Below are 19,161 nucleotides of genomic sequence, written 5' to 3'. Positions count from 1 at the left end.
TTAGCTTTAAATTAAATTTTCTTATCTTAAAAGCATGAAATCTACAAAAAACAATAAAATTGCCTTTATTGCTTGATCAAAAATATAACAATATGAGTGATTTTTTTTAAATTGTTGACAATTATCGCAATCGACAGGTTTCTGCTTCATCGGTTAATATATCAAAAGCTTTAGCGTTATTTTTCTCACCTTTGAGGTAATGCATCACGCATTTTTCAATAACATGTATCATTTTATTCAGCATCAACCCGAACTCGATATGGTCTTAGCTGCCATGGACCAAAGTGCCATTTACGCACTCGATAGTGAATTTATCAAGGTTGATACGCTGTGGCCAAAATTAGGCGTATTCCAGATCAATGTCTCTGAGCAAACCTATTTGTTGGATGGTGTGAATTTAGACTTGACTGAGTTCTGGAAAAAATTGGCAACAGCTCGGCAAAATATTTTTCATGCCTGTGGTGAAGATATTGATCTTATCTATCACTATGCCCAAGTACGTCAGTTGAATAATGTATTTGATACGCAAGTTGCGATGTCATTTTTAGGGCATGGTTTACAGGTTAGTTATCAAAATGCCTTAAAACAGATGATCGACATTGATATTGAAAAAGATCAAACTCGTTCAGATTGGTTGGCTCGCCCATTGTCAGATAAACAGCTCTGTTATGCTGCCAATGATGTTATTTATCTGAATCATTTGGCGCAGCGATTAAAATCGCAACTGCAAGAGAAAGGTTTGCTTGAGTTTGTGTTAGAAGATTGTCAACACTTGACTCAAGAAATTGCACAGCAAACGCCAATGGAGTTGTTATATACAGATATTGGGAATTATCGCCACTCACGTCGTCAGCTCATGCAATTACAGCAGTTGAGTATCTGGCGAGAGCAATTTGCAAAAAGCTTAAATATCCCGCGGAGCTTTTTGTTAAAAAATTCGACCATGATTGACTTGGTTGAAAAAAATCCGCGCAATCATTTCCAGCTCTCTCACATTAAGCATATTCGTCAAAATGTCATTCGCGAGTACGGTAAGCTTATTCTGGACTTATTAAAATATTTACCAGAGAAAGAGTTCTGGCCTGCCAGCATTCCACGTCCAGTCAAGCATATTTCTAAGCCAGTGGCAGAACAGATAGATAGCATGATTGATGGGGTGGTTGAGCAGACCAGTATTCCTCATGCAGTACTTATGCGTAAGAAGTGGCTCAATGAGCTCTATCAATATATTGTCATGCCGCAAAAAACACAAAAATTGTCCAGTTATCTCATGGGTTGGCGTTATGAATTGCTGACCCAGCCATTGCTTGAAATCTTGCAGCAAGATCAGGAAAATCTGGCAGAGCAGATGAAAGTTCGCCAATAACTCAAAAAATCCTATAGAATATTCCTGACTCTAGCGTCAATGATGATGCTAGATTTAGTCATGTTCTATATCGTTATTTCTGTATTATAAGAGTGCTGTGGTTATGGTTGTGCATTGTGATATTTATCGCTCTAGCAAAAAAGATGAAATGTATTTGTATGTTGCACGGCAAAATGCAGAGCAAGCGCATGAAGATCCATTTGCGAATGTTCCTGAAATGTTAAGTGGTGCTTTTGGGCGAGCAACATTTGTCATGCATCTTGAATTAACCGAAACGCGTAAGTTGGCGCGTGTCAATGTATTGCATGTGATTGATTCTTTGCAAACCAAGGGTTTCTTTATTCAAGTTCCGCCAGAAGGTTTAATCAATGCGAATGCGGTAGAACCTGAAGGATTGCGAGGCGCTTAATTATGAATACAAGCATCTTGCATCAAACGACGACATTTTTCACTGTGGTTCCTGAAAATATTATTGCAGTGGGTGTGTATGTTGCGGGTGCAATTCTTGTGTTGCTGCTGTGGTATTTAATGACTAAGCCGTATCCAAAATTTTGTGCAATGTCGACGTGGATTGTGTTTGCATTTATGGTGACACCGAGCATTTCAGATGGAAGTAATGCTGCAATTGCTCCCGCTGTATTTGGACTCATGTTTGGTATCTTTACACATGATCATAATTTGATGTGGGTAAATCTGGGTACAATTTTATTTGTGATTGGTTTAGGTTGTGTGGTGGGTTTCTTCTGGTTAAAATTTTTACAATATAAATCTCAACAAGCGAAGAATACTGCTCCACTTTAGCAAAAGGAAGAGTTATGGTTGCCAAAGCGACAGCGCAGTTTCAAGGGACATCGCAGTATATTGCAGCAGATGGACTCAAACTCGCAGTGAATGCTGCCTGTACTTTGGAAAAACCATTATTGGTTAAAGGTGAGCCAGGAACAGGGAAAACTTTACTTGCCGAGCAAGTCGCTGCAAGTTTGGATTTGAAACTGATTACATGGCATATCAAGTCGACCACTAAAGCTCAGCAAGGGTTATATGAGTATGATGCGGTGTCGCGCTTACGTGATAGCCAGCTCGGTGACAGTCGCGTTTATGATATTCAGCATTATATTAAGCCTGGCAAGTTATGGGAGGCTTTTACCAGTACTGAACGCTGTGTATTGCTGATCGATGAAATTGATAAAGCAGATATTGAGTTTCCAAATGATCTGCTACATGAATTAGACAAAATGTCATTTTATGTCTATGAAACTAACCAAACCATTCATGCCAAGCAACGCCCCATCGTGATTATTACCTCTAATAATGAAAAAGAATTGCCGACTGCTTTCTTACGTCGTTGCTTTTTTCATTATATTGAATTTCCAGATGAAGCCATGATGCGGAAAATTGTTGCAGTACATTTTCCTCAGATCTCGCAAAGTTTGCTCAGTCAGGCTTTACAAATTTTTTATAAGCTAAGAGATATTCCAAACTTAAAAAAAGCACCATCAACCTCTGAACTGATTGACTGGTTAGCGCTCATTTTAGCGGATGATCTGTCTGAGAAGATTTTACAACAACAATCAGCCTTGCCGCCTCTGTATGGTGCACTGATAAAAAATGAGCAAGATTTACAATTGCTTGAACGCCTTGCCCAGATGTCTCGGCGTTAACGGACAACACTCATGTTTATACGTCTATTTTACATTTTAAGAAAATATGGCGTTCCTGTTACGACCCAAGAACTATTAGACCTAAATCAGGCGATTGAAAAAAATTTGGTATTTGCTGATATTGAGCAGTTTTATTGGCTTGTGCGTATGCTCATGGTAAAAGACGAGCGCTATTTCGATAAATTTGATCGTGCATTTAAAGCGTATATGGATGGGGTTGAACATCTCACCCAAGAAGAAATTTTAAATCAACTACAACACTTACCCAAAGCATGGTTTGATCTAGAACTTATTGAAAAAAGCCTGACTGAACAGCAGCGAGCAGAACTGCAAAACGCCAATTCTTTAGCCGAGTTATTGCAACAGCTTGAACAGCGATTACACGAGCAGCAGAAGAAGCATCAGGGTGGTAATAAAATGATTGGCACAGGCGGAACATCACCGTTTGGTGCTTATGGTGATCATCCTGAAGGGATCCGAATTGGTGGGCCGAGCCGAAAACGTTCGGCAGTCAAGGTCTGGGAGCAGCGTCAATATAAAAACTTAGATGATGAACAAGTGCTGAGTTCGCGCCAGATGCAACTGGCACTGCGTTATTTACGCCGTTTTGCCCGTCAGGGCGTGGCACAAGAACTCGATATTCACGCCACCATTCAGGCAACTGCCAAGCAAGGCATTTTGGATGTGCAGCTTGTACCTGAACGCCGTAATGGCGTCAAAGTCCTGATGTTGTTTGATGTCGGTGGATCTATGGATGGTTATGTCCAGCAGTGTGAAGCCTTATTTAGTGCGGCAAAAAATGAGTTTAAACATCTAGATTATTTTTATTTTCATAACTGTCTGTATGACTATGTCTGGAAAGACAATACTCGTCGTAATACAACTCGATTATCCACTTGGGATTTACTGCATACATATAGCTCAGACTATCGGGTAATTTTCGTTGGTGATGCCAGTATGGCACCCTATGAGTTACAGAGTGTCGGTGGTTCAGTTGAATACATGAACGATGAGTCAGGGCAAATCTGGTTACAATGCATCCGACAGCATTTTCAGAAAACGGCATGGTTGAACCCAGAAGACCAGCGTTATTGGACATATACCAAAACCATTGGTCTGATTCAGCAGATTTTTGAACAGCAGATGTACCCAATGACCTTAAAAGGCATTGAGGAAATGACGAAGTATTTATCACGTTAACAATAAATGAAGTGGGATAATATAATGCAGCAATTACAAGGTTTTGCTCTACCAACTCAAGATGGTTTTTTTGGGGAATATGGCGGTCAGTTTATTCAACCGCACTTAAAAGCGGCGATGGATGAAATCAATACTGCATACGAACAGATTCGCCATACAGCCGAATTCCAGCAAGAACTGAGTGATTTATTTCAGCATTATGTTGGTCGCCCAAGTCCATTGTTTTATGCAAAACGGTTATCTGAACAACTCGGTGGCGCACAAATTTATTTAAAACGTGAAGATTTAAATCACACTGGTGCGCACAAGATCAATCACTGTTTAGGTGAAGCCTTACTTGCAAAATACATGGGTAAAACCAAAGTGATTGCGGAAACAGGAGCGGGGCAGCATGGCGTTGCACTGGCAACAGCCTGTGCTTTGGTAGGCATTCCGTGTGAGATTCATATGGGGCAGGTGGATATTGAAAAAGAACATCCTAATGTCGTAAAAATGAAAATTTTAGGGGCAACGCTAATTTCGGTGACTCGCGGAACAGCGACTCTAAAAGATGCTGTTGATAGTGCCTTTGAAGAATATTTGAAAGACCCTGAAAACTACATCTATGCGATTGGTTCAGTGGTTGGGCCTCATCCATTTCCAAAAATGGTGCGTGACTTTCAAGCAATTATTGGCGATGAAATTAAACAACAAAGCCAGGCACAATTTCAGAAATTCCCAGATTATATTGTTGCTTGTGTCGGTGGCGGGTCGAATGCCATTGGTGCGTTTACTGCATTTTTAAATGAAGATGAGGTTAAGTTAGTGGGGGTTGAGCCTGCAGGTCATGGTCTTGATACGATGCAGCATTCTGCGACCCTAACATTAGGCAAACCGAGTCAGATTCATGGTATGGCATGTTATGTTTTGGAAGATGAGCAGGGGCAACCTTTGCCTGTCCATTCCATTGCATCAGGTCTGGATTATCCTGGGGTAGGCCCACAGCACAGTTTCTTAAAAGATTTGGGTCGGGTGGAATATACGACTGCAACCGATCAGGAGTGTCTGGATGCATTTATGACATTGTCTCGTGTGGAAGGGATCGTTCCTGCACTAGAAAGCTCACATGCAGTTGCATGGGCACTGCGTGAAGCACCTCACTTGCCAAAAGAAACTAAAATTGTCGTGAACCTGTCTGGTCGTGGCGATAAAGATGCTGATTATGTTGCGACAAAGCTAGGTTTATAAGCCTATATAAATATAAAAAGAGCTACCTTATAGGTAGCTCTTTTTGCTTAAAGACGAAAAGCTATTGTTGATCATAAGATTGTAATTGTTGAATTAACTTTTGCTGATCTTGGATGGTGGCATCAGCCAAGTCCCCAAAATTCTCAATATAATTCTCCAACTGCTGAATCAGGTCGTGCTGATCTTCAATAATCGCTTTGACTAAATCTCCTACAGCAACCATTCCCACGAGACGCTCCTGTTCGATAACGGGCAAGTGTCGCAGATGGTGGTCTGTCATTAATTTTAAGCTATCTTTTACATTATGCTCGAGTGAAATGGTAATCACTTTTGCAGTCATGAGCTCATGGACTTGAGTTTCTTCGGTAAGAAACTGGCGTTTGAGCATCTTACGAGTACAATCCCGCTCCGATAAAATTCCAACCACACGCTGTTCTTGAGTGACAATCAAAGCCCCTATATCTTTGTTGGTCATTAAAGAAATTGCTTCATGAATGGAAGCATCTGGTGAAATTGTATGAACAGAAGGATCAACTTTATTTTGTATCACATATTGAATATTAGTCATGATTTTCCTAGATTTTTCGTTGTTCTAGTCTGACTAAAATGAAATAAATCGAGCGTTTTATCAACAATTAAATCCATATAAAATGTAAGGAATAATTACATTTAAAATTTATTTAGTGCGAAATATAGTGCTGTAACTGTTGAATCAAATCATGTTGATCTTCAATGGTTGCCTTGACTAAATCACCAATTGCCACAAGACCAACCAGTGAGTCATTTTCCAAGACGGGTAAGTGCCGTAAATGTCGATCAGTCATTAACTTTAAGCATTCTTCAACGGTATTATTTAAACGTACACTAATGACGGCTGAGGTCATGAGTTCACAAACTTGTGTACTATCTGCGGATAAATCACGCATGATAATTTTTCGGGCACAGTCACGCTCCGATAAAATACCAACGACTTGATTACCTTCGGTGACAACCAGTGCACCAATATCTTTGTTTGCCATTAACGTGACTGCTTCAGTAATTGAGGCATCTGGAGCAATAGTATAAATCGATGAATTCTGTTTTTTTTGAATTACGTGGGCTACATTCGTCATATTATGGTTGTCCTGCACAGTTTTTTTAGTTGTAACTTAAGATGAAATAAATTATGAGGTTTTGCAAGAGTATAAAAATGAATAAATGTATATAAAAATGTATAAGTTATAAATAGCAGGCATAAAAAAACGCCACCTAAGTGACGTCTTTTTATGCTTTCATGGTTGCCAGTTTTTGCCAGTACAAGGCTTTTAAACTGTCTCGCTCTACGCGGAATCCTTGAGTGTAAAGTTCTGCCAAGAATAATGCAGCTTTGCCATGACCTGCATGTGCGACATTTTCTAAATCTTTCACAGCATCACAAAAATTCATTTGTGATTGAATTGTGTTGACCGCATTTGCGTACACATGCTCTAGGTCTTGTTGAGAGAATTGTTTAATCATATACAGCTCCTTATTTTAATTATGATTACAATCGACTTATTTACTGAAGTCTGATTTAAATTAACATATCTAGATTTAACTAATATTACAGTTTATATATTAAGTCAATCTCGATATAAGGGCAATTCCTATTCTTTCAAGGTTACATGATTAAACATTAAACAGAAATATTTTTTATTAATATAGAAATATAAAAGTATAACAAGGAGAGTAAATGATGACCCTAACAACAATAGATGGTTTAGACTTTGATGTGCCTTTAGACCATACGCGAATTAAAGCACTTGCTCAACTACATCATGACCAGCTAGGCGAGGCTATTTATCACAAAGATCAGCATATTGGTGAGTTGGGAATTGCGCATCGTGTCAAAATAGCGGACTTTACTCATCAATTGCCCGTTGAACAACGCCTTGAATTTTATAAAATATATAATCATGAATTGCGTCGTTTGGCGGTTGATGACCCATTACATCCTCCACACGCTGAAGAAGGGGTTAATGTATTTTTATTAATTGTGATTATGTTGATGATTGCAGTGATTTTATATTTTGCTTTTGTGCGCCATGTAACAGGATAATACGTAGTCCGTTTAGCCTTTAATATAAACTAAACGATTAGGCTTCTTTCATCATGATTTATATCCCTTTATATTTTTTCCGTAGAGATAAAGAAAATGGATTAATGAAAGAAGTCTATTGTACTCTGAGTATGATCAACTTAAACTAACAATCCATAGAGGTTGGTCATGCTTAAATCTATAGACACTATCGCAATATTATTTAGAACCAGAGTTAAAGTATCTGTTCAATATTTTTCGCATTTTTTGCTCGGTTGCATCGCACTGTTGGTGATTGTTTTTGTATATTTCCTTTCAATTTGCCCAATTCAGAGTCATCAGTATGATGTAGTTGAAAAATTGGCTCGGTCAGCACAGTATCCCAAAACTCAGCATTTTGCGATTCATTTGTTGCAACAGCCCCATTTAACTCAATGGCAGTACTTTCAGGCAATACGTGCTTATCAATATGAGAAAACCATGACAACGCGTTATCCTGCACTCAATACAAATGATACTCTGCCGAGATTTTAAGCGGGCTTGAGCGGCAGAATAGTAATAACTTATGTTAAACTTGCTCTTTTTAATGCAATGTTTTTCAAGGGATCAGCATGCAAGAACAAACACATGGGCAAAACAAATTTTTGATTGATGCAGAGATTGGTGATGATGATGTCACTTTGCCAAGTTTACCTGCTGTTGAAGTCCCAATTGTAGAAAAAAAAGCAGAGCAAGTTATAGATTTAACAGAAAGTTCAACAGTAGATACGATTGAAACCGATACACAAGAGAAGCCTAAAACAGGTGGTTTCTTTAGTCGTATGAAAGAAGGTTTAACCAAAACTCGGAAAAATTTTACCGATGGTATGGTGAATATTCTGATTGGTGGAAAAGAAATTGATGATGAACTTTTAGAAGAAGTTGAAGAGCAATTGTTGATTGCGGATATTGGCGTTGAAGCAACCAAAACCATTATTACGAATTTAACTGAACGTACTGCACGTGGTGACCTTATTTATTCTCATGCTTTATATAAAGCACTTCAGGAAGAATTGGTTGCACTTTTAGCACCGCGTGTAAAACCCTTGCATATTGATACAAATAAATGCCCATACGTGATTTTAATGGTCGGCGTAAATGGTGTAGGTAAAACCACCACGATTGGTAAATTAGCCAAACGTTTACAAGGTGAAGGTAAAAAAGTTATGTTGGCTGCGGGCGATACATTCCGTGCTGCCGCAACTGAACAATTGCAAATTTGGGGTGAGCGTAACAATATCCCTGTAGTTGCTCAAGGGCATGGTGCAGATAGTGCATCGGTTATTTTTGATGCTTTTGAAAGTGCGCGTGCTAAAGGCATTGATGTGTTGATCGCAGATACAGCAGGGCGCTTACACAATAAAAGCAACCTGATGGAAGAGTTGAAAAAAGTCAAACGTGTCATGCAAAAAATTGATGCCACTGCACCTCATGAAATTATGCTAGTTGTCGATGCGGGTACTGGACAAAATGCCATTAATCAAGTGCAAGAATTTGATCAAGCAGTTGGGTTAACAGGTATTACCATTACAAAGCTTGATGGTACAGCCAAAGGTGGGGTGCTATTTAATATTGCAAGCCGTACTCATGTTCCAATTCGATTTATTGGTGTTGGCGAAAAGATTGATGATTTACGTCCATTTTCAGCTAAATCGTTTGTTGCCGCACTCTTTGAAACAGAAAAATAAAATCTAGATGGATAGGCGGGTCTGTTGATACTTCATCTATGACCTGTGCTACTAGCGAAAACAAGACATGAAACTCGATAATGGCGAACCCATTATCGAGTTTCATAACAAAGTTTCAGTAAGTTTAGCCATAATCTTTTTGAACTCGGCTATTCTTATATTTCTTCGTGAACAAAGATGTATTTAAAATCACTCAATATCTTGTATTGTCTTGAATAACTTAAAAAATCTTGTGTCGTACAATATACGACTCAGGTTGCATCTATCTATGAAATATTAATAAATACTAATATCTTGAAATATTATCCATTTTATTCTAAAAATAGGACACAGTGTTTAGATAAGCCTGCTTTTTCCGTGGATATAAAACATTAAAATTACAGTCATTACATTTTACTAGAATTGTGACAATCAGGAGTTGCAACATGTCTTTTATCGATCAAATTGAAAAACGCCGTACAATTTATGCAATTGGTAACCAAGTTGCTTTATCAAATACTGAACTTGAAGCATTAATTAAAAAAGCGATTCGTCTTAGCCCATCTGCATTTAATTCTCAAACATCTCGTGCAGTAATTTTGTTTGATGCATCACATGTTAAATTCTGGGAAATTGTGCGCGAAACTCTACGTAAAATGGTGCCTGAAGCAGCATTTGAAGCAACAAACAATAAAATCAATAGCTTTGCAGCAGGTAAAGGTACGGTTTTGTTTTATGAAGATCAGGATGTGGTGAAAGGCCTACAAGAACAGTTTGCTGCTTATGCAGATAACTTCCCAGTTTGGTCTGAACATTCTTCTGGTATTGCACAATTTGCAGTATGGACTGCATTGGCTGAACAAGGTGTTGGTGCATCACTACAGCATTACAACCCAATTATTGATGCTGAAACAGCAGAAACTTTTGCTGTACCAGCAAACTGGAAACTCCGTGCTCAGTTGGTATTTGGCTCAATTGAAGCACCTGCTGGTGACAAAACCTTTATGGATGATACAGTGCGTTTTAAAGCTTTTAACTAAGTTTTAATCTAGCCAATAAAAAAACCAGCATTTGCTGGTTTTTTTATTGGTGCAGATTTTTTTAACCAAGCCAGAGGTAATAGCCAACAGCCATAAGTGGCCATGAGACTACAGGGTTAAATAACCATTTCCATAACCACCAACGCGGTATAAAACCCACACCATAAATAAATCCACCTGAAATGCCTAACATGACTAACATAAGTACACTGTGATTATAGTGCCCATTTTCATCAAGCATTAAAGAGGGGTAGACCAGTAAGATTGCAGCCAAAGGCAATGCCAGCATAAAAGAAACAATCATCATGAAAATCTGTGCTGCACTTTTCTTCGGTACTGTCATTGCTTCAGCCATTGTCTTATTCCTCGTCCATATTTTGATGATGTTCGGTATATAGTGCACTGAGTACACTTGCAAAACATGCCATTAAAATTCCGAGAATCCAAGCAAAATACCACATATTCTATTCTCCTATTAGTACAGACTATGTGAATGAGTTTCAATGTGTTTATTGGTAATCACGCCCCACATTTTGTAATAACACCATGTGGTATAAATCAGAATGATCGGGACGAAAATACACGCTGCAACGGTCATTACACCTAGTGTTTTATGACTTGAAACTGCATCCCACATAGTTAGGCTTGAAGTTGGGTCAATACTAGATGGAAGCAAGAATGGGAACAAGGCAAAACCTGCAGTTAAGATTGCACCGACAATGCTTAAACTTGTACCTGTAAAGCTTAGGCCTGCTTTATTTGAACCACCACCAACTATTGTTAATAGACCACCCAAAATTGCAAGAACTGGCGCAACCATAGTGATTGGATAAGTTGAATAGTTATTCATCCAGCCAGGATTCGTATTGGTTACAACATGTTTGGTTAGAGGGTTAATTGCAGCATTGGTGTTAAGTGGAGTTGCTAAGCTATAACCAGGCATGTGACCGAAATACAACCAAGCACCTGCAGCCAAGAAGCATACCAAGAATACGATACCCATGATTTGAGTTGCTTTTGCAGAGCGTTGACGTAATACGCCATCGGTACGAAGCATTAGCCATGCACCACCATGCGCTGAAAGCATTGACAGGCTGACAATACCACACACTAACGCAAATGGGTTGAGTAGGGCAAAGAAGCTACCTGTGTATTCAGAGCGAAGTGTGTCATCGAAGTGAAATGGTACGCCTTGGAATAAGTTACCAAATGCAACGCCAAACACCAATGCAGGAACAGCACCACCGATACATAGACCCCAGTCCCATGAAGTACGCCATTTGGTATTGTCTAACTTAGAGCGATAGTCAAAGCCAACAGGGCGAAGGAAGAGGGCAAATAGAACCAGTAATAGCGCCCAGTACATTCCAGAGAAGGCAACGGCATACACCATTGGCCATGCTGCAAATAGAGCACCACCTGCAGTGATAAACCAAACTTGGTTACCGTCCCAGTGCGGTGCAATCGTATTGATTGCAGCGCGGCGTTCGTTATCGGTTTTACCAACAAAAGGCATGATTGCCATGGAACCCATGTCAAAACCGTCGGTTAAAGCAAAGCCAATCAGCAATACACCAACGAGAACCCACCAAATGATTTTGAGTAATTCATATTCAATCATGATTGAGTCTCCCCAACAGTTTTTTGGTTATGTGCTACTGATTTTTCAAAATGGTATTTGCCTGTATGTAAAGAACTTGGACCAAGGCGAGCGAATTTGATCATCAGGTACATTTCTATAATTAATAGAACAGTATAGAAAGCAACCAATGCAAAGATAGAACCTGCTAGATCTCCTGTACTTAAACTAGAAGCAGACAAGTGTGTTGGTAGGACTTCACCAATTGTCCATGGTTGACGACCACCTTCAGCAACATACCAGCCAGTTTGAGTAGCAACCCAAGGTAATGGCAATGAATATAAAGCGAATTTAAGTAACCATGATTTTTGTTCAAAGTTGCGTTGTGCTACAGACCATGCTGAAAGAAGGAATAACAGTAGCATTAATGCGCCTGATACAACCATGGCACGGAAAGTAAAGAATAAAGCTTTTACATTTGGAATACTGTCTTTAACTGCTGACTTGATTTGGTCATCAGTCGCATTAGTAACATTTGGTGTATATTTTTTAAGAAGTAAGCCATAGCCCAAATCTTTTTGGCTGTCTTTAAATGCGCTAAGTAACGCAGGTGTACGATCACCAGCACGAAGTTTTTCAAGCTGACCGTATGCGACCATACCATTACGAATACGAGCTTCATGTTCAGTCATGAGATCTTTAATCCCTGTGACCTGTCCTGTCGTAGAACGTGTTGCAATCAGACCCAATACATATGGGATTTTGATGGCATAGTCGGTACGCATTTCTTGCTGATTTGGAATACCAAACAGAGTGAAACTTGCTGGAGCAGGTTCTGTGTTCCATTCTGCTTCGATTGCAGCTAATTTAGTTTTCTGTACATCACCAATTTCATAACCTGATTCATCACCAAGCAAGATAACGCAAAATGATGATGCTAAACCAAAGATTGCAGCGATTGCGAAAGAGCGACGTGCAAAAGGTAGGTCACGTTTATTCAACAAGTAGTAGCTTGAAATGGCAAGTACAAAAATAGAACCAGTCACATAACCAGAAGATACTGTATGTACAAATTTAACTTGAGCGACAGGATTGAAAAGTAATGCACCAAAATCAGTCAATTCCATACGCATGGTTTCAAAGTTAAATGCTGCACCAACAGGGTGCTGCATCCAGCCATTGGCGATCAGAATCCAAAGTGCTGACATGTTTGAACCAATAGCCACAAGCCACGTTACACCAAGGTGCTGAACTCGTGAAAGTCGTTCCCATCCGAAGAAGAATAAACCAATAAATGTTGATTCAAGAAAGAACGCCATTAAGCCTTCGATTGCGAGTGGTGCACCAAAAATGTCACCTACATAGTGCGAGTAATACGCCCAGTTTGTACCAAACTGGAACTCCATGGTCAAACCTGTGGTTACGCCCAATGCAAAGTTAATACCGAAGAGTTTGCCCCAGAACTTGGTCATGTCTTTATAAACTTCTTTACCAGAAACAACATAAGTCGTTTCCATAATGGCAAGAATAAAGGCCATACCTAGAGTCAATGGAACAAATAAAAAGTGATATAACGCGGTCATTGCAAATTGTAACCGCGAAAGATCGACCACGCTTTCAGAAATCATCAACGTGTCTCCTTAATTGGGGGTGGACTGCCAGCAATACGCTCGGCAACTTGATTGTCAAAGTTTTTGGGAATAGTTGGGGAATCAAACCAAATATTTTTGATTAGCATAAGAAGAGCAAATTTAATCACCAAAATAATGATGATTTCTTTTACTAGTCGTTTATCGAATTTATTCGTTTCTAAGCTCATGTTAATAAGCCTATTAAAATATCTATATTGATTATTATTGAATAAAAAAAATAAAAAATAAACAATAAAAAACAAATATTGATTTGTTTTTATTTAATTGTTTAAAATCATAAACTTAAAATGTTGTTATGGTATAAATCAGTTTATTTTTTAAACTAATAAAATCTGACTAAATCGCTCGTAATTTTACAACTCAAATATGAGTAAAATAGTCGGAAATAAAGTGTAAATCTGATTGTTTTAATTGGAATTGAGGTTTTTAAAATTAATTTCTGTGTATTTATATGCATAAAACTTGCCAAATTTATTAATTTTAAGATAACTCGATATTAATCTAACTTAATAATATGCTCATTATTTGTTGGCATAAAAAATTCACTACACTACATAGTAGTGGTTATTTTAAAGTTTTATTTAAATAATAGGCTTCTTTTATCAGTTTATTGTATTTCTTTTACGTTACATTGAGATTACTTCAATGTTGAATTTCTCTGTATATATGAGAAATTCAACAAAGATATAAATAATGATAAAAAGAAGCCTAACCTGAATCGCGATAAATTTTCCTAGACCGTGTGGTATCGATAGCTTCAAAAATTGAATTACTGTTTAGGTCGAGGTGGGGTGAAAGCTAGCGCACATTTTCCTTTCATTTCGTGGCCATTGATTGTCACCATTTTGGTATGTGGATCACTTTGACAAGCGTCATACAGCTCATTTTCATTGCCCTGAATCATCTTGCTGTGCATGGGAATAAATTGGGTCTCACAAGTCCCATTCCATAAAATTCCTCTTGCTGCAAATGAAACAGCATCACCTGCATGTTTACCTTTACAGACGTGTTGTATGGTTTGTGTGTTATAGATTTTTTGAACTTTGTCATTGGCTTGAGCGAGAGGCATATAACCAAATGACAAACCTAAACATACTGCGGTTGCGAAGACGTTTTTATTCATATGTTGATCTTCCTTGGATAATTGATATTGTTTTAAAGCTGACTATTAGTATAAAAAATAATCAATTTTTGTCTTTGTTTGTTTCGTAACAAGACGCATAAGTTTGTGAACATTTCTGATAAATGTACAAGCATTACAATCCTTGTGTATGCCTATTGCTATATAGCATTGTGATCGTGGGTGAAAGCATAAGTTTTTGGTATTTTTTTCCTGTTTTTTGCTATAATGTTCTGTCTTTTTTTTAGTTCTGACACAAAGATTATGCATTATCCTAAAGTTTACGATGTCATCGTTATTGGTGGTGGTCATGCTGGTACAGAGGCGGCACTTGCTGCTGCGCGTATGGGGAGACAGACATTACTATTAACTCATAATATTGAGACTTTAGGGCAGATGAGCTGTAATCCTGCAATTGGTGGGATCGGTAAGTCGCATTTAGTGCGCGAAATTGATGCACTTGGTGGTGCAATGGCACTGGCTGCCGATAAAGGCGGTATTCAATTTCGTATCTTGAATTCACGTAAAGGGGCTGCTGTTCGTGCTACCCGTGCGCAAGCTGACCGTGTTCGTTATAAAGCTGCGATTCGTGAAACTTTGGAAAATCAAGCCAATTTAGATATTTTTCAACAAGCTGCCGATGACCTGATTGTAGAAGGTGATACGGTTAAAGGCGTTGTGACCCAAATGGGTATTCGCTTTGATGCAAAAACCGTTGTATTAACTACAGGTACATTCTTGGGTGGTGTGATTCACGTTGGGTTAGAAAAATCGAGTGGTGGTCGTGCAGGTGATCCACCATCTATTGCATTGGCACATCGTTTACGTGAATTAAAATTACCTGTTGGACGTTTAAAAACGGGCACACCGCCTCGTATTGATGCGCGCAGTGTCGATTTCTCTGTGATGACGCCACAGCCAGGCGATTTTCCATCGCCAGTGATGTCATTTATGGGTGATGCTTCTATGCACCCAGAGCAAGTGAATTGTTATATCACGCATACCAATGAAAAAACCCATGACATTATTCGGGGTGGTCTAGACCGTTCACCTATGTATACAGGTGTGATTGAAGGCGTAGGTCCACGTTATTGCCCATCTATTGAAGATAAGATTCATCGCTTTGCCGATAAAGATTCGCATCAGGTCTTTTTAGAGCCTGAAGGCTTGGATACCCATGAGCTGTATCCAAACGGAATTTCGACTTCTCTACCATTTGATGTGCAGTTTGCTTTAGTACGTTCTATTCGTGGTATGGAAAATGCGCACATTTTGCGCCCTGGTTATGCGATTGAATATGATTACTTCAATCCGCAAGGTTTGAAATTTACCCTTGAAACCAAAGCAATCAATGGTTTGTATTTCGCAGGGCAAATTAACGGCACAACGGGTTATGAAGAAGCAGGTGCTCAAGGTTTACTTGCAGGTTTAAATGCTGCTCGCCGTGCATGGGAACAGGAAGAATGGACACCAAAACGAGATCAAGCGTATATGGGCGTATTGGTTGACGATTTAATTACGTTAGGAACTAAAGAACCTTACCGTATGTTTACTTCTCGTGCCGAATATCGCTTGATGTTACGTGAAGACAATGCCGACCAGCGTTTAACAGTAGTTGGCCGTGAGCTTGGCTTGGTGGATGACACACGTTGGGCCGCTTACTGTGAAAAAATGGAAGCGGTTGAGCAAGAAACCTCACGGTTACAACATTTGTGGGCTGCGCCAAACAACCCGATGGGTAAAAAATTCGTGGAAATGACGGGTGCAGATTTAAGCAAAGAATGTAGTGCGATTGACCTGTTAAAACGCCCGAATATTAACTTTGAGCAAATTGCTGAATTGACAGGTTCTGAAGTTTCAGCTCAAGTCGGTGAGCAAATCGAGATTGCAGTGAAATATGAGGGTTATATTAACCGTCAGCATGAAGATGTTGCTCAGTTAAAGCGTTTGGAAGAAACCAAAATTCCAGCTGATTTTGACTATGACGTAGTGTCTGGTTTGTCGCGCGAAATTACCCAAAAACTGAAAACTGTTCGCCCAGATACTTTGGCACAAGCGACTCGTATTCCAGGTGTTACACCTGCTGCTGTTCAGTTAATTATGATTACCATCCGTAAAAATAATGCGATGCGTAAATCAGCTTAACCGAACAAAAATCTAAAGCCCAATAGTCATCAAAAGCTATTGGGCTTTTTTATGTCGAATAAAAAGCTTAGCGTAAAAAGAATTAAGCATTTTCTCTTAGAAGCTCATGCAATCTATTTATTTCTCATATTGTATAAATCTTCTTATAGTGAGTACATGAAGTTAACAATGAGAGTAAGCCATGACCTTCAAACATATCCGATACAACCGTGGTGAATTAGCATGCTTAAGTTTATGTAGTGAGTGTTGTCCTTCCTAAATCAAAATAAAAATAAAGAAAAATAACAATAAGATACAACAGATCAGACGAGCCTATTCTTAGAAATGAGAAATAGGCTTATTTTTTTGAATTTATTTTAAATAACCCATTTATTTTTTATGGTATTGAGCGTTTTTTTAAGTCAGATCCAATATTTGATGCCTATTTCGATTGAGCAAACAGGTATTTTTAGATGATGTAGCAAGATTCCAATTGTTGTCTGATCCCTATATTGTGTAACATATTAGACTTATTTTCATCGGCCCATTTTTTCTGCTAGGCTTCATTGAAATATATTTCAATTTTGCTCAGGGATATAAAGAAGGTGTACATGATGATGAAAGCAGCCTATTTTATTGATAATTCAGTTATTATCATGAGACAAAAATAGTGATCTTTTCAAAAATAAAGTATGCTCAATATATTAATTTATAAAATTTTTAAGGTGATTTTATGGGAATGAATATTGCAGGATGTATTGTAAAAAAAGTGATTACTTCTCAAGATGATTTAGAAGAATTATTTGGAACTGAACTGGAATTTCAGGGGGATATTAGTTTTACTGAAGCTTGTGATTTAGAACGTGATCAAAACACGATAGACGTTTATTGTAATGCCGTGGGCTGCCTGATTATTTATCATGCAGGTCAGTCTTATGATGTTTCAGATGTGAAAGAAGATATTATTCAGTTTGTTTTATTTTCTCTGGCAAATAGCTATTTTTTTGAGCAATATCATGAAGGAAAATTGCAGCGCCGTTATATGACTGTAAATGGTGAAGTACATGAAGACGAAGGCACAGGTATTTTGCAAGAAGGCGATGATGTTGAAGTTATTGTGAAACAACGACTTGATGATTTTTTACAAGCACCGATTGCCAAACAGTTAACTCAACTAGAGTTTCAGCGCTATGCATTTATAGAACAAGATGATGATATTGATGTAACAGCTAAATTACCTCATTGACATAAGCTGAAACTTGAGCAGGTTCAATATGCCGAATTTTTTGCCCAAAGCTGCGTAACCACCAGATGAGTTGTGAAGTTAATGGAACGGTTGCCTGAATCAAGACCAGTTGATGATCTAAATGCTGAATGCTCTGATCTTTACTGAGTTGTGATTCATAGAATGTTTTGGCATCGGTTTCATGCATGGTGAGCTGCAATTGCACCAACTCGGTTGGTTTATTTAGATCAATCCGGAATCCCAAAGCGCCAGATTCAATATATTGATCAATATTAAAATCGACAGGATGCATTGCACGGTGGTTCGATAAGCTGGCTGACTTAAAACGGTGCAAAGCAAAGGTCTGTATATCCTGTCGGTCATGTCGAGTACAAATCAGATAAATAATCGCACCTTTTTGTACCAGACCTAATGGATTGAGCAAATAGCTTTTTTCCTCGCGTTCACGTCCCTGATATACACATTCAATTTGTTTGTCTTGCAATAAGCCTTCATAAATAACCTGCTGGGCTTGCTGATCAATCAAAGGTGGAATCAGTGGTTGGCTTGCAGGCACAATCCGCACCCGATTAATCCACTGTCGGACATTATTTTGACTGGATAGACTCCGCCGAGCCAGATCAAACCATGGCATCATTTCATTGATTAAACTGGGTGGGAGAAGATGCTTTAAGTGCTCTTCAACCATCATAAATGTCACAGCTTGTGAGCTGGTCATGTGTGGCAAGCTTTGAATCGGCGCATCGGAACGCCAGCGCCAGCCTTGAGGCACTTCTTTATTACTTTCGATAGGAAAGCGTTGTGCTAACTGGTTGAGGTCGCGTTGAATGGTACGCAAACTAATGTCAATCCCTTCACGCTGCAAAATTTCTTGTAGTTGACGTGTACCCGTCCATTTCCCTGTGGTCAGGCACGATAAAATTTGCCATTGTCGATGCAGGCTATTTGAAGTTTCTTTTTCTTGTGCGGACATGGATGATTTAAACTGAATGATTAAATGAATGAGGTGGTTTTAAGTTGTAAATAATTTAAAAAACAACTCGAAACGAAAACTTACTATACACTAGCTTTTTGTCGGTGAGATATCAATAATAAATCTTAAACGATACAAAAAATTGAAGTAAAAAGCCGTTATGTTGATATGGCACTAATTTTGCTAGTTTAAATATAAGCCTTATAAAGAT

The 19,161-nt window shown here is 38.6% G+C and carries 21 protein-coding genes and 1 pseudogene; 12 read left to right on the top strand and 10 right to left on the bottom strand.

What is annotated here, in order from left to right; all coding sequences use genetic code 11:
• Positions 1-223: 223 nt before the first annotated feature.
• The 6 genes from E0H77_RS01105 to trpB all read left to right on the top strand — a co-directional run bounded on the left by E0H77_RS01105 (position 224) and on the right by trpB (position 5,454).
• Entirely contained in the window at positions 224-1,366 is a 1,143-nt protein-coding gene (locus tag E0H77_RS01105) for a ribonuclease D (protein WP_131374312.1), read from the top strand.
• A 109-nt stretch (positions 1,367-1,475) separates the two neighbouring features.
• Complete coding sequence (locus E0H77_RS01100; RefSeq protein ID WP_131374811.1) at positions 1,476-1,775, top strand: YcgL domain-containing protein; 300 nt, start codon at positions 1,476-1,478, stop codon at positions 1,773-1,775.
• Positions 1,776-1,777: 2 nt separating this feature from the next.
• Positions 1,778-2,167, top strand: coding sequence for a hypothetical protein (locus tag E0H77_RS01095; protein ID WP_131374310.1), 390 nt, complete (start codon positions 1,778-1,780; stop codon positions 2,165-2,167).
• 14 nt (positions 2,168-2,181) lie between these two features.
• Complete coding sequence (locus E0H77_RS01090; RefSeq protein ID WP_131374308.1) at positions 2,182-3,027, top strand: AAA family ATPase; 846 nt, start codon at positions 2,182-2,184, stop codon at positions 3,025-3,027.
• A 12-nt stretch (positions 3,028-3,039) separates the two neighbouring features.
• Positions 3,040-4,227, top strand: coding sequence for a vWA domain-containing protein (locus E0H77_RS01085; RefSeq protein WP_131374306.1), 1,188 nt, complete (start codon positions 3,040-3,042; stop codon positions 4,225-4,227).
• 24 nt (positions 4,228-4,251) lie between these two features.
• Complete coding sequence (gene trpB / locus E0H77_RS01080; RefSeq protein ID WP_416240495.1) at positions 4,252-5,454, top strand: tryptophan synthase subunit beta; 1,203 nt, start codon at positions 4,252-4,254, stop codon at positions 5,452-5,454.
• Between the two features lie 145 nt (positions 5,455-5,599).
• Here trpB and E0H77_RS01075 read toward each other — a convergent pair.
• From E0H77_RS01075 to E0H77_RS01065, 3 genes and pseudogenes are all read right to left on the bottom strand, one after another.
• Positions 5,600-6,022 (bottom strand): annotated as a pseudogene (locus tag E0H77_RS01075) (CBS domain-containing protein); the annotation flags it as partial.
• 112 nt (positions 6,023-6,134) lie between these two features.
• Entirely contained in the window at positions 6,135-6,566 is a 432-nt protein-coding gene (locus E0H77_RS01070) for a CBS domain-containing protein (RefSeq protein ID WP_131374304.1), read from the bottom strand.
• 151 nt (positions 6,567-6,717) lie between these two features.
• On the bottom strand, positions 6,718-6,951 hold the full coding sequence (locus E0H77_RS01065) for a hypothetical protein (RefSeq protein ID WP_131313426.1): 234 nt from the start codon (positions 6,949-6,951) through the stop codon (positions 6,718-6,720).
• A 214-nt stretch (positions 6,952-7,165) separates the two neighbouring features.
• Here E0H77_RS01065 and E0H77_RS01060 point away from each other — a divergent pair, with 214 nt between their 5' ends.
• The 4 genes from E0H77_RS01060 (at position 7,166) to E0H77_RS01045 (ending at position 10,256) form a co-directional block, all read left to right on the top strand.
• On the top strand, positions 7,166-7,531 hold the full coding sequence (locus E0H77_RS01060) for a hypothetical protein (protein ID WP_228258273.1): 366 nt from the start codon (positions 7,166-7,168) through the stop codon (positions 7,529-7,531).
• 168 nt (positions 7,532-7,699) lie between these two features.
• A complete protein-coding gene (locus tag E0H77_RS01055; protein WP_131374302.1) occupies positions 7,700-8,044 on the top strand; it encodes a hypothetical protein in 345 nt (114 codons plus the stop codon).
• 77 nt (positions 8,045-8,121) lie between these two features.
• The gene (gene ftsY, locus E0H77_RS01050; RefSeq protein WP_131374300.1) at positions 8,122-9,237 is read left to right on the top strand and encodes a signal recognition particle-docking protein FtsY; all 1,116 of its coding nucleotides are present in this window, start codon (positions 8,122-8,124) and stop codon (positions 9,235-9,237) included.
• A gap of 425 nt (positions 9,238-9,662) precedes the next feature.
• A complete protein-coding gene (locus E0H77_RS01045; protein WP_131313429.1) occupies positions 9,663-10,256 on the top strand; it encodes a nitroreductase family protein in 594 nt (197 codons plus the stop codon).
• A gap of 61 nt (positions 10,257-10,317) precedes the next feature.
• On the opposite strand, the gene E0H77_RS01040 is transcribed toward E0H77_RS01045, so the two are convergent.
• The 6 genes from E0H77_RS01040 to E0H77_RS01015 form a co-directional block, all read right to left on the bottom strand.
• Positions 10,318-10,611, bottom strand: coding sequence for a cyd operon YbgE family protein (locus E0H77_RS01040; protein ID WP_131374298.1), 294 nt, complete (start codon positions 10,609-10,611; stop codon positions 10,318-10,320).
• A gap of 4 nt (positions 10,612-10,615) precedes the next feature.
• A complete protein-coding gene (gene cydX, locus E0H77_RS01035; protein ID WP_131313431.1) occupies positions 10,616-10,717 on the bottom strand; it encodes a cytochrome bd-I oxidase subunit CydX in 102 nt (33 codons plus the stop codon).
• 14 nt (positions 10,718-10,731) lie between these two features.
• Complete coding sequence (gene cydB / locus E0H77_RS01030; RefSeq protein ID WP_131313432.1) at positions 10,732-11,877, bottom strand: cytochrome d ubiquinol oxidase subunit II; 1,146 nt, start codon at positions 11,875-11,877, stop codon at positions 10,732-10,734.
• Positions 11,874-13,463, bottom strand: coding sequence for a cytochrome ubiquinol oxidase subunit I (locus E0H77_RS01025; RefSeq protein WP_131374296.1), 1,590 nt, complete (start codon positions 13,461-13,463; stop codon positions 11,874-11,876). Before E0H77_RS01025 ends, cydB begins: the two co-directional genes overlap by 4 nt.
• Positions 13,463-13,654: a cytochrome oxidase putative small subunit CydP gene (gene cydP / locus E0H77_RS01020; protein WP_116726341.1), complete on the bottom strand. Its 192-nt coding sequence runs from the start codon at positions 13,652-13,654 to the stop codon at positions 13,463-13,465. The genes E0H77_RS01025 and cydP overlap by 1 nt, the downstream gene beginning before the upstream one ends.
• Before the next feature lie 602 nt (positions 13,655-14,256).
• Positions 14,257-14,610 (bottom strand): hypothetical protein, encoded by a 354-nt coding sequence (locus E0H77_RS01015; protein ID WP_131374294.1) that lies wholly within the window; start codon positions 14,608-14,610, stop codon positions 14,257-14,259.
• Positions 14,611-14,871: 261 nt separating this feature from the next.
• On the opposite strand from E0H77_RS01015, the gene mnmG reads away from it, so the two are divergent.
• On the top strand, positions 14,872-16,752 hold the full coding sequence (gene mnmG, locus E0H77_RS01010) for a tRNA uridine-5-carboxymethylaminomethyl(34) synthesis enzyme MnmG (protein WP_131374291.1): 1,881 nt from the start codon (positions 14,872-14,874) through the stop codon (positions 16,750-16,752).
• A gap of 712 nt (positions 16,753-17,464) precedes the next feature.
• Positions 17,465-17,977, top strand: coding sequence for a hypothetical protein (locus tag E0H77_RS01005; RefSeq protein ID WP_131374290.1), 513 nt, complete (start codon positions 17,465-17,467; stop codon positions 17,975-17,977).
• On the opposite strand, the gene E0H77_RS01000 is transcribed toward E0H77_RS01005, so the two are convergent.
• Positions 17,961-18,950, bottom strand: a complete 990-nt coding sequence (locus E0H77_RS01000; protein WP_131313437.1) for a helix-turn-helix transcriptional regulator — start codon at positions 18,948-18,950, stop codon at positions 17,961-17,963. The genes E0H77_RS01005 and E0H77_RS01000 overlap by 17 nt on opposite strands.
• Between the last annotated feature and the right edge of the window lie 211 nt (positions 18,951-19,161).

The organism is Acinetobacter brisouioides (assembly GCF_004331075.1).
In the GTDB taxonomy this organism is placed as follows: domain Bacteria; phylum Pseudomonadota; class Gammaproteobacteria; order Pseudomonadales; family Moraxellaceae; genus Acinetobacter.
This window is presented reverse-complemented; position numbering and strand designations above follow the sequence as displayed.

Coding starts and splice junctions, on each gene's coding strand:
- E0H77_RS01105 (WP_131374312.1), top strand. CDS start 224: ATGTATCATTTTATTCAGCATCAACCCGAACTCGATATGGTCTTAGCT.
- E0H77_RS01095 (WP_131374310.1), top strand. CDS start 1,778: ATGAATACAAGCATCTTGCATCAAACGACGACATTTTTCACTGTGGTT.
- E0H77_RS01090 (WP_131374308.1), top strand. CDS start 2,182: ATGGTTGCCAAAGCGACAGCGCAGTTTCAAGGGACATCGCAGTATATT.
- E0H77_RS01085 (WP_131374306.1), top strand. CDS start 3,040: ATGTTTATACGTCTATTTTACATTTTAAGAAAATATGGCGTTCCTGTT.
- trpB (WP_416240495.1), top strand. CDS start 4,252: ATGCAGCAATTACAAGGTTTTGCTCTACCAACTCAAGATGGTTTTTTT.
- E0H77_RS01070 (WP_131374304.1), bottom strand. CDS start 6,566: ATGACGAATGTAGCCCACGTAATTCAAAAAAAACAGAATTCATCGATT.
- E0H77_RS01065 (WP_131313426.1), bottom strand. CDS start 6,951: ATGATTAAACAATTCTCTCAACAAGACCTAGAGCATGTGTACGCAAAT.
- E0H77_RS01060 (WP_228258273.1), top strand. CDS start 7,166: ATGATGACCCTAACAACAATAGATGGTTTAGACTTTGATGTGCCTTTA.
- E0H77_RS01055 (WP_131374302.1), top strand. CDS start 7,700: ATGCTTAAATCTATAGACACTATCGCAATATTATTTAGAACCAGAGTT.
- ftsY (WP_131374300.1), top strand. CDS start 8,122: ATGCAAGAACAAACACATGGGCAAAACAAATTTTTGATTGATGCAGAG.
- E0H77_RS01045 (WP_131313429.1), top strand. CDS start 9,663: ATGTCTTTTATCGATCAAATTGAAAAACGCCGTACAATTTATGCAATT.
- E0H77_RS01040 (WP_131374298.1), bottom strand. CDS start 10,611: ATGGCTGAAGCAATGACAGTACCGAAGAAAAGTGCAGCACAGATTTTC.
- cydX (WP_131313431.1), bottom strand. CDS start 10,717: ATGTGGTATTTTGCTTGGATTCTCGGAATTTTAATGGCATGTTTTGCA.
- cydB (WP_131313432.1), bottom strand. CDS start 11,877: ATGATTGAATATGAATTACTCAAAATCATTTGGTGGGTTCTCGTTGGT.
- E0H77_RS01025 (WP_131374296.1), bottom strand. CDS start 13,463: ATGATTTCTGAAAGCGTGGTCGATCTTTCGCGGTTACAATTTGCAATG.
- cydP (WP_116726341.1), bottom strand. CDS start 13,654: ATGAGCTTAGAAACGAATAAATTCGATAAACGACTAGTAAAAGAAATC.
- E0H77_RS01015 (WP_131374294.1), bottom strand. CDS start 14,610: ATGAATAAAAACGTCTTCGCAACCGCAGTATGTTTAGGTTTGTCATTT.
- mnmG (WP_131374291.1), top strand. CDS start 14,872: ATGCATTATCCTAAAGTTTACGATGTCATCGTTATTGGTGGTGGTCAT.
- E0H77_RS01005 (WP_131374290.1), top strand. CDS start 17,465: ATGGGAATGAATATTGCAGGATGTATTGTAAAAAAAGTGATTACTTCT.
- E0H77_RS01000 (WP_131313437.1), bottom strand. CDS start 18,950: ATGTCCGCACAAGAAAAAGAAACTTCAAATAGCCTGCATCGACAATGG.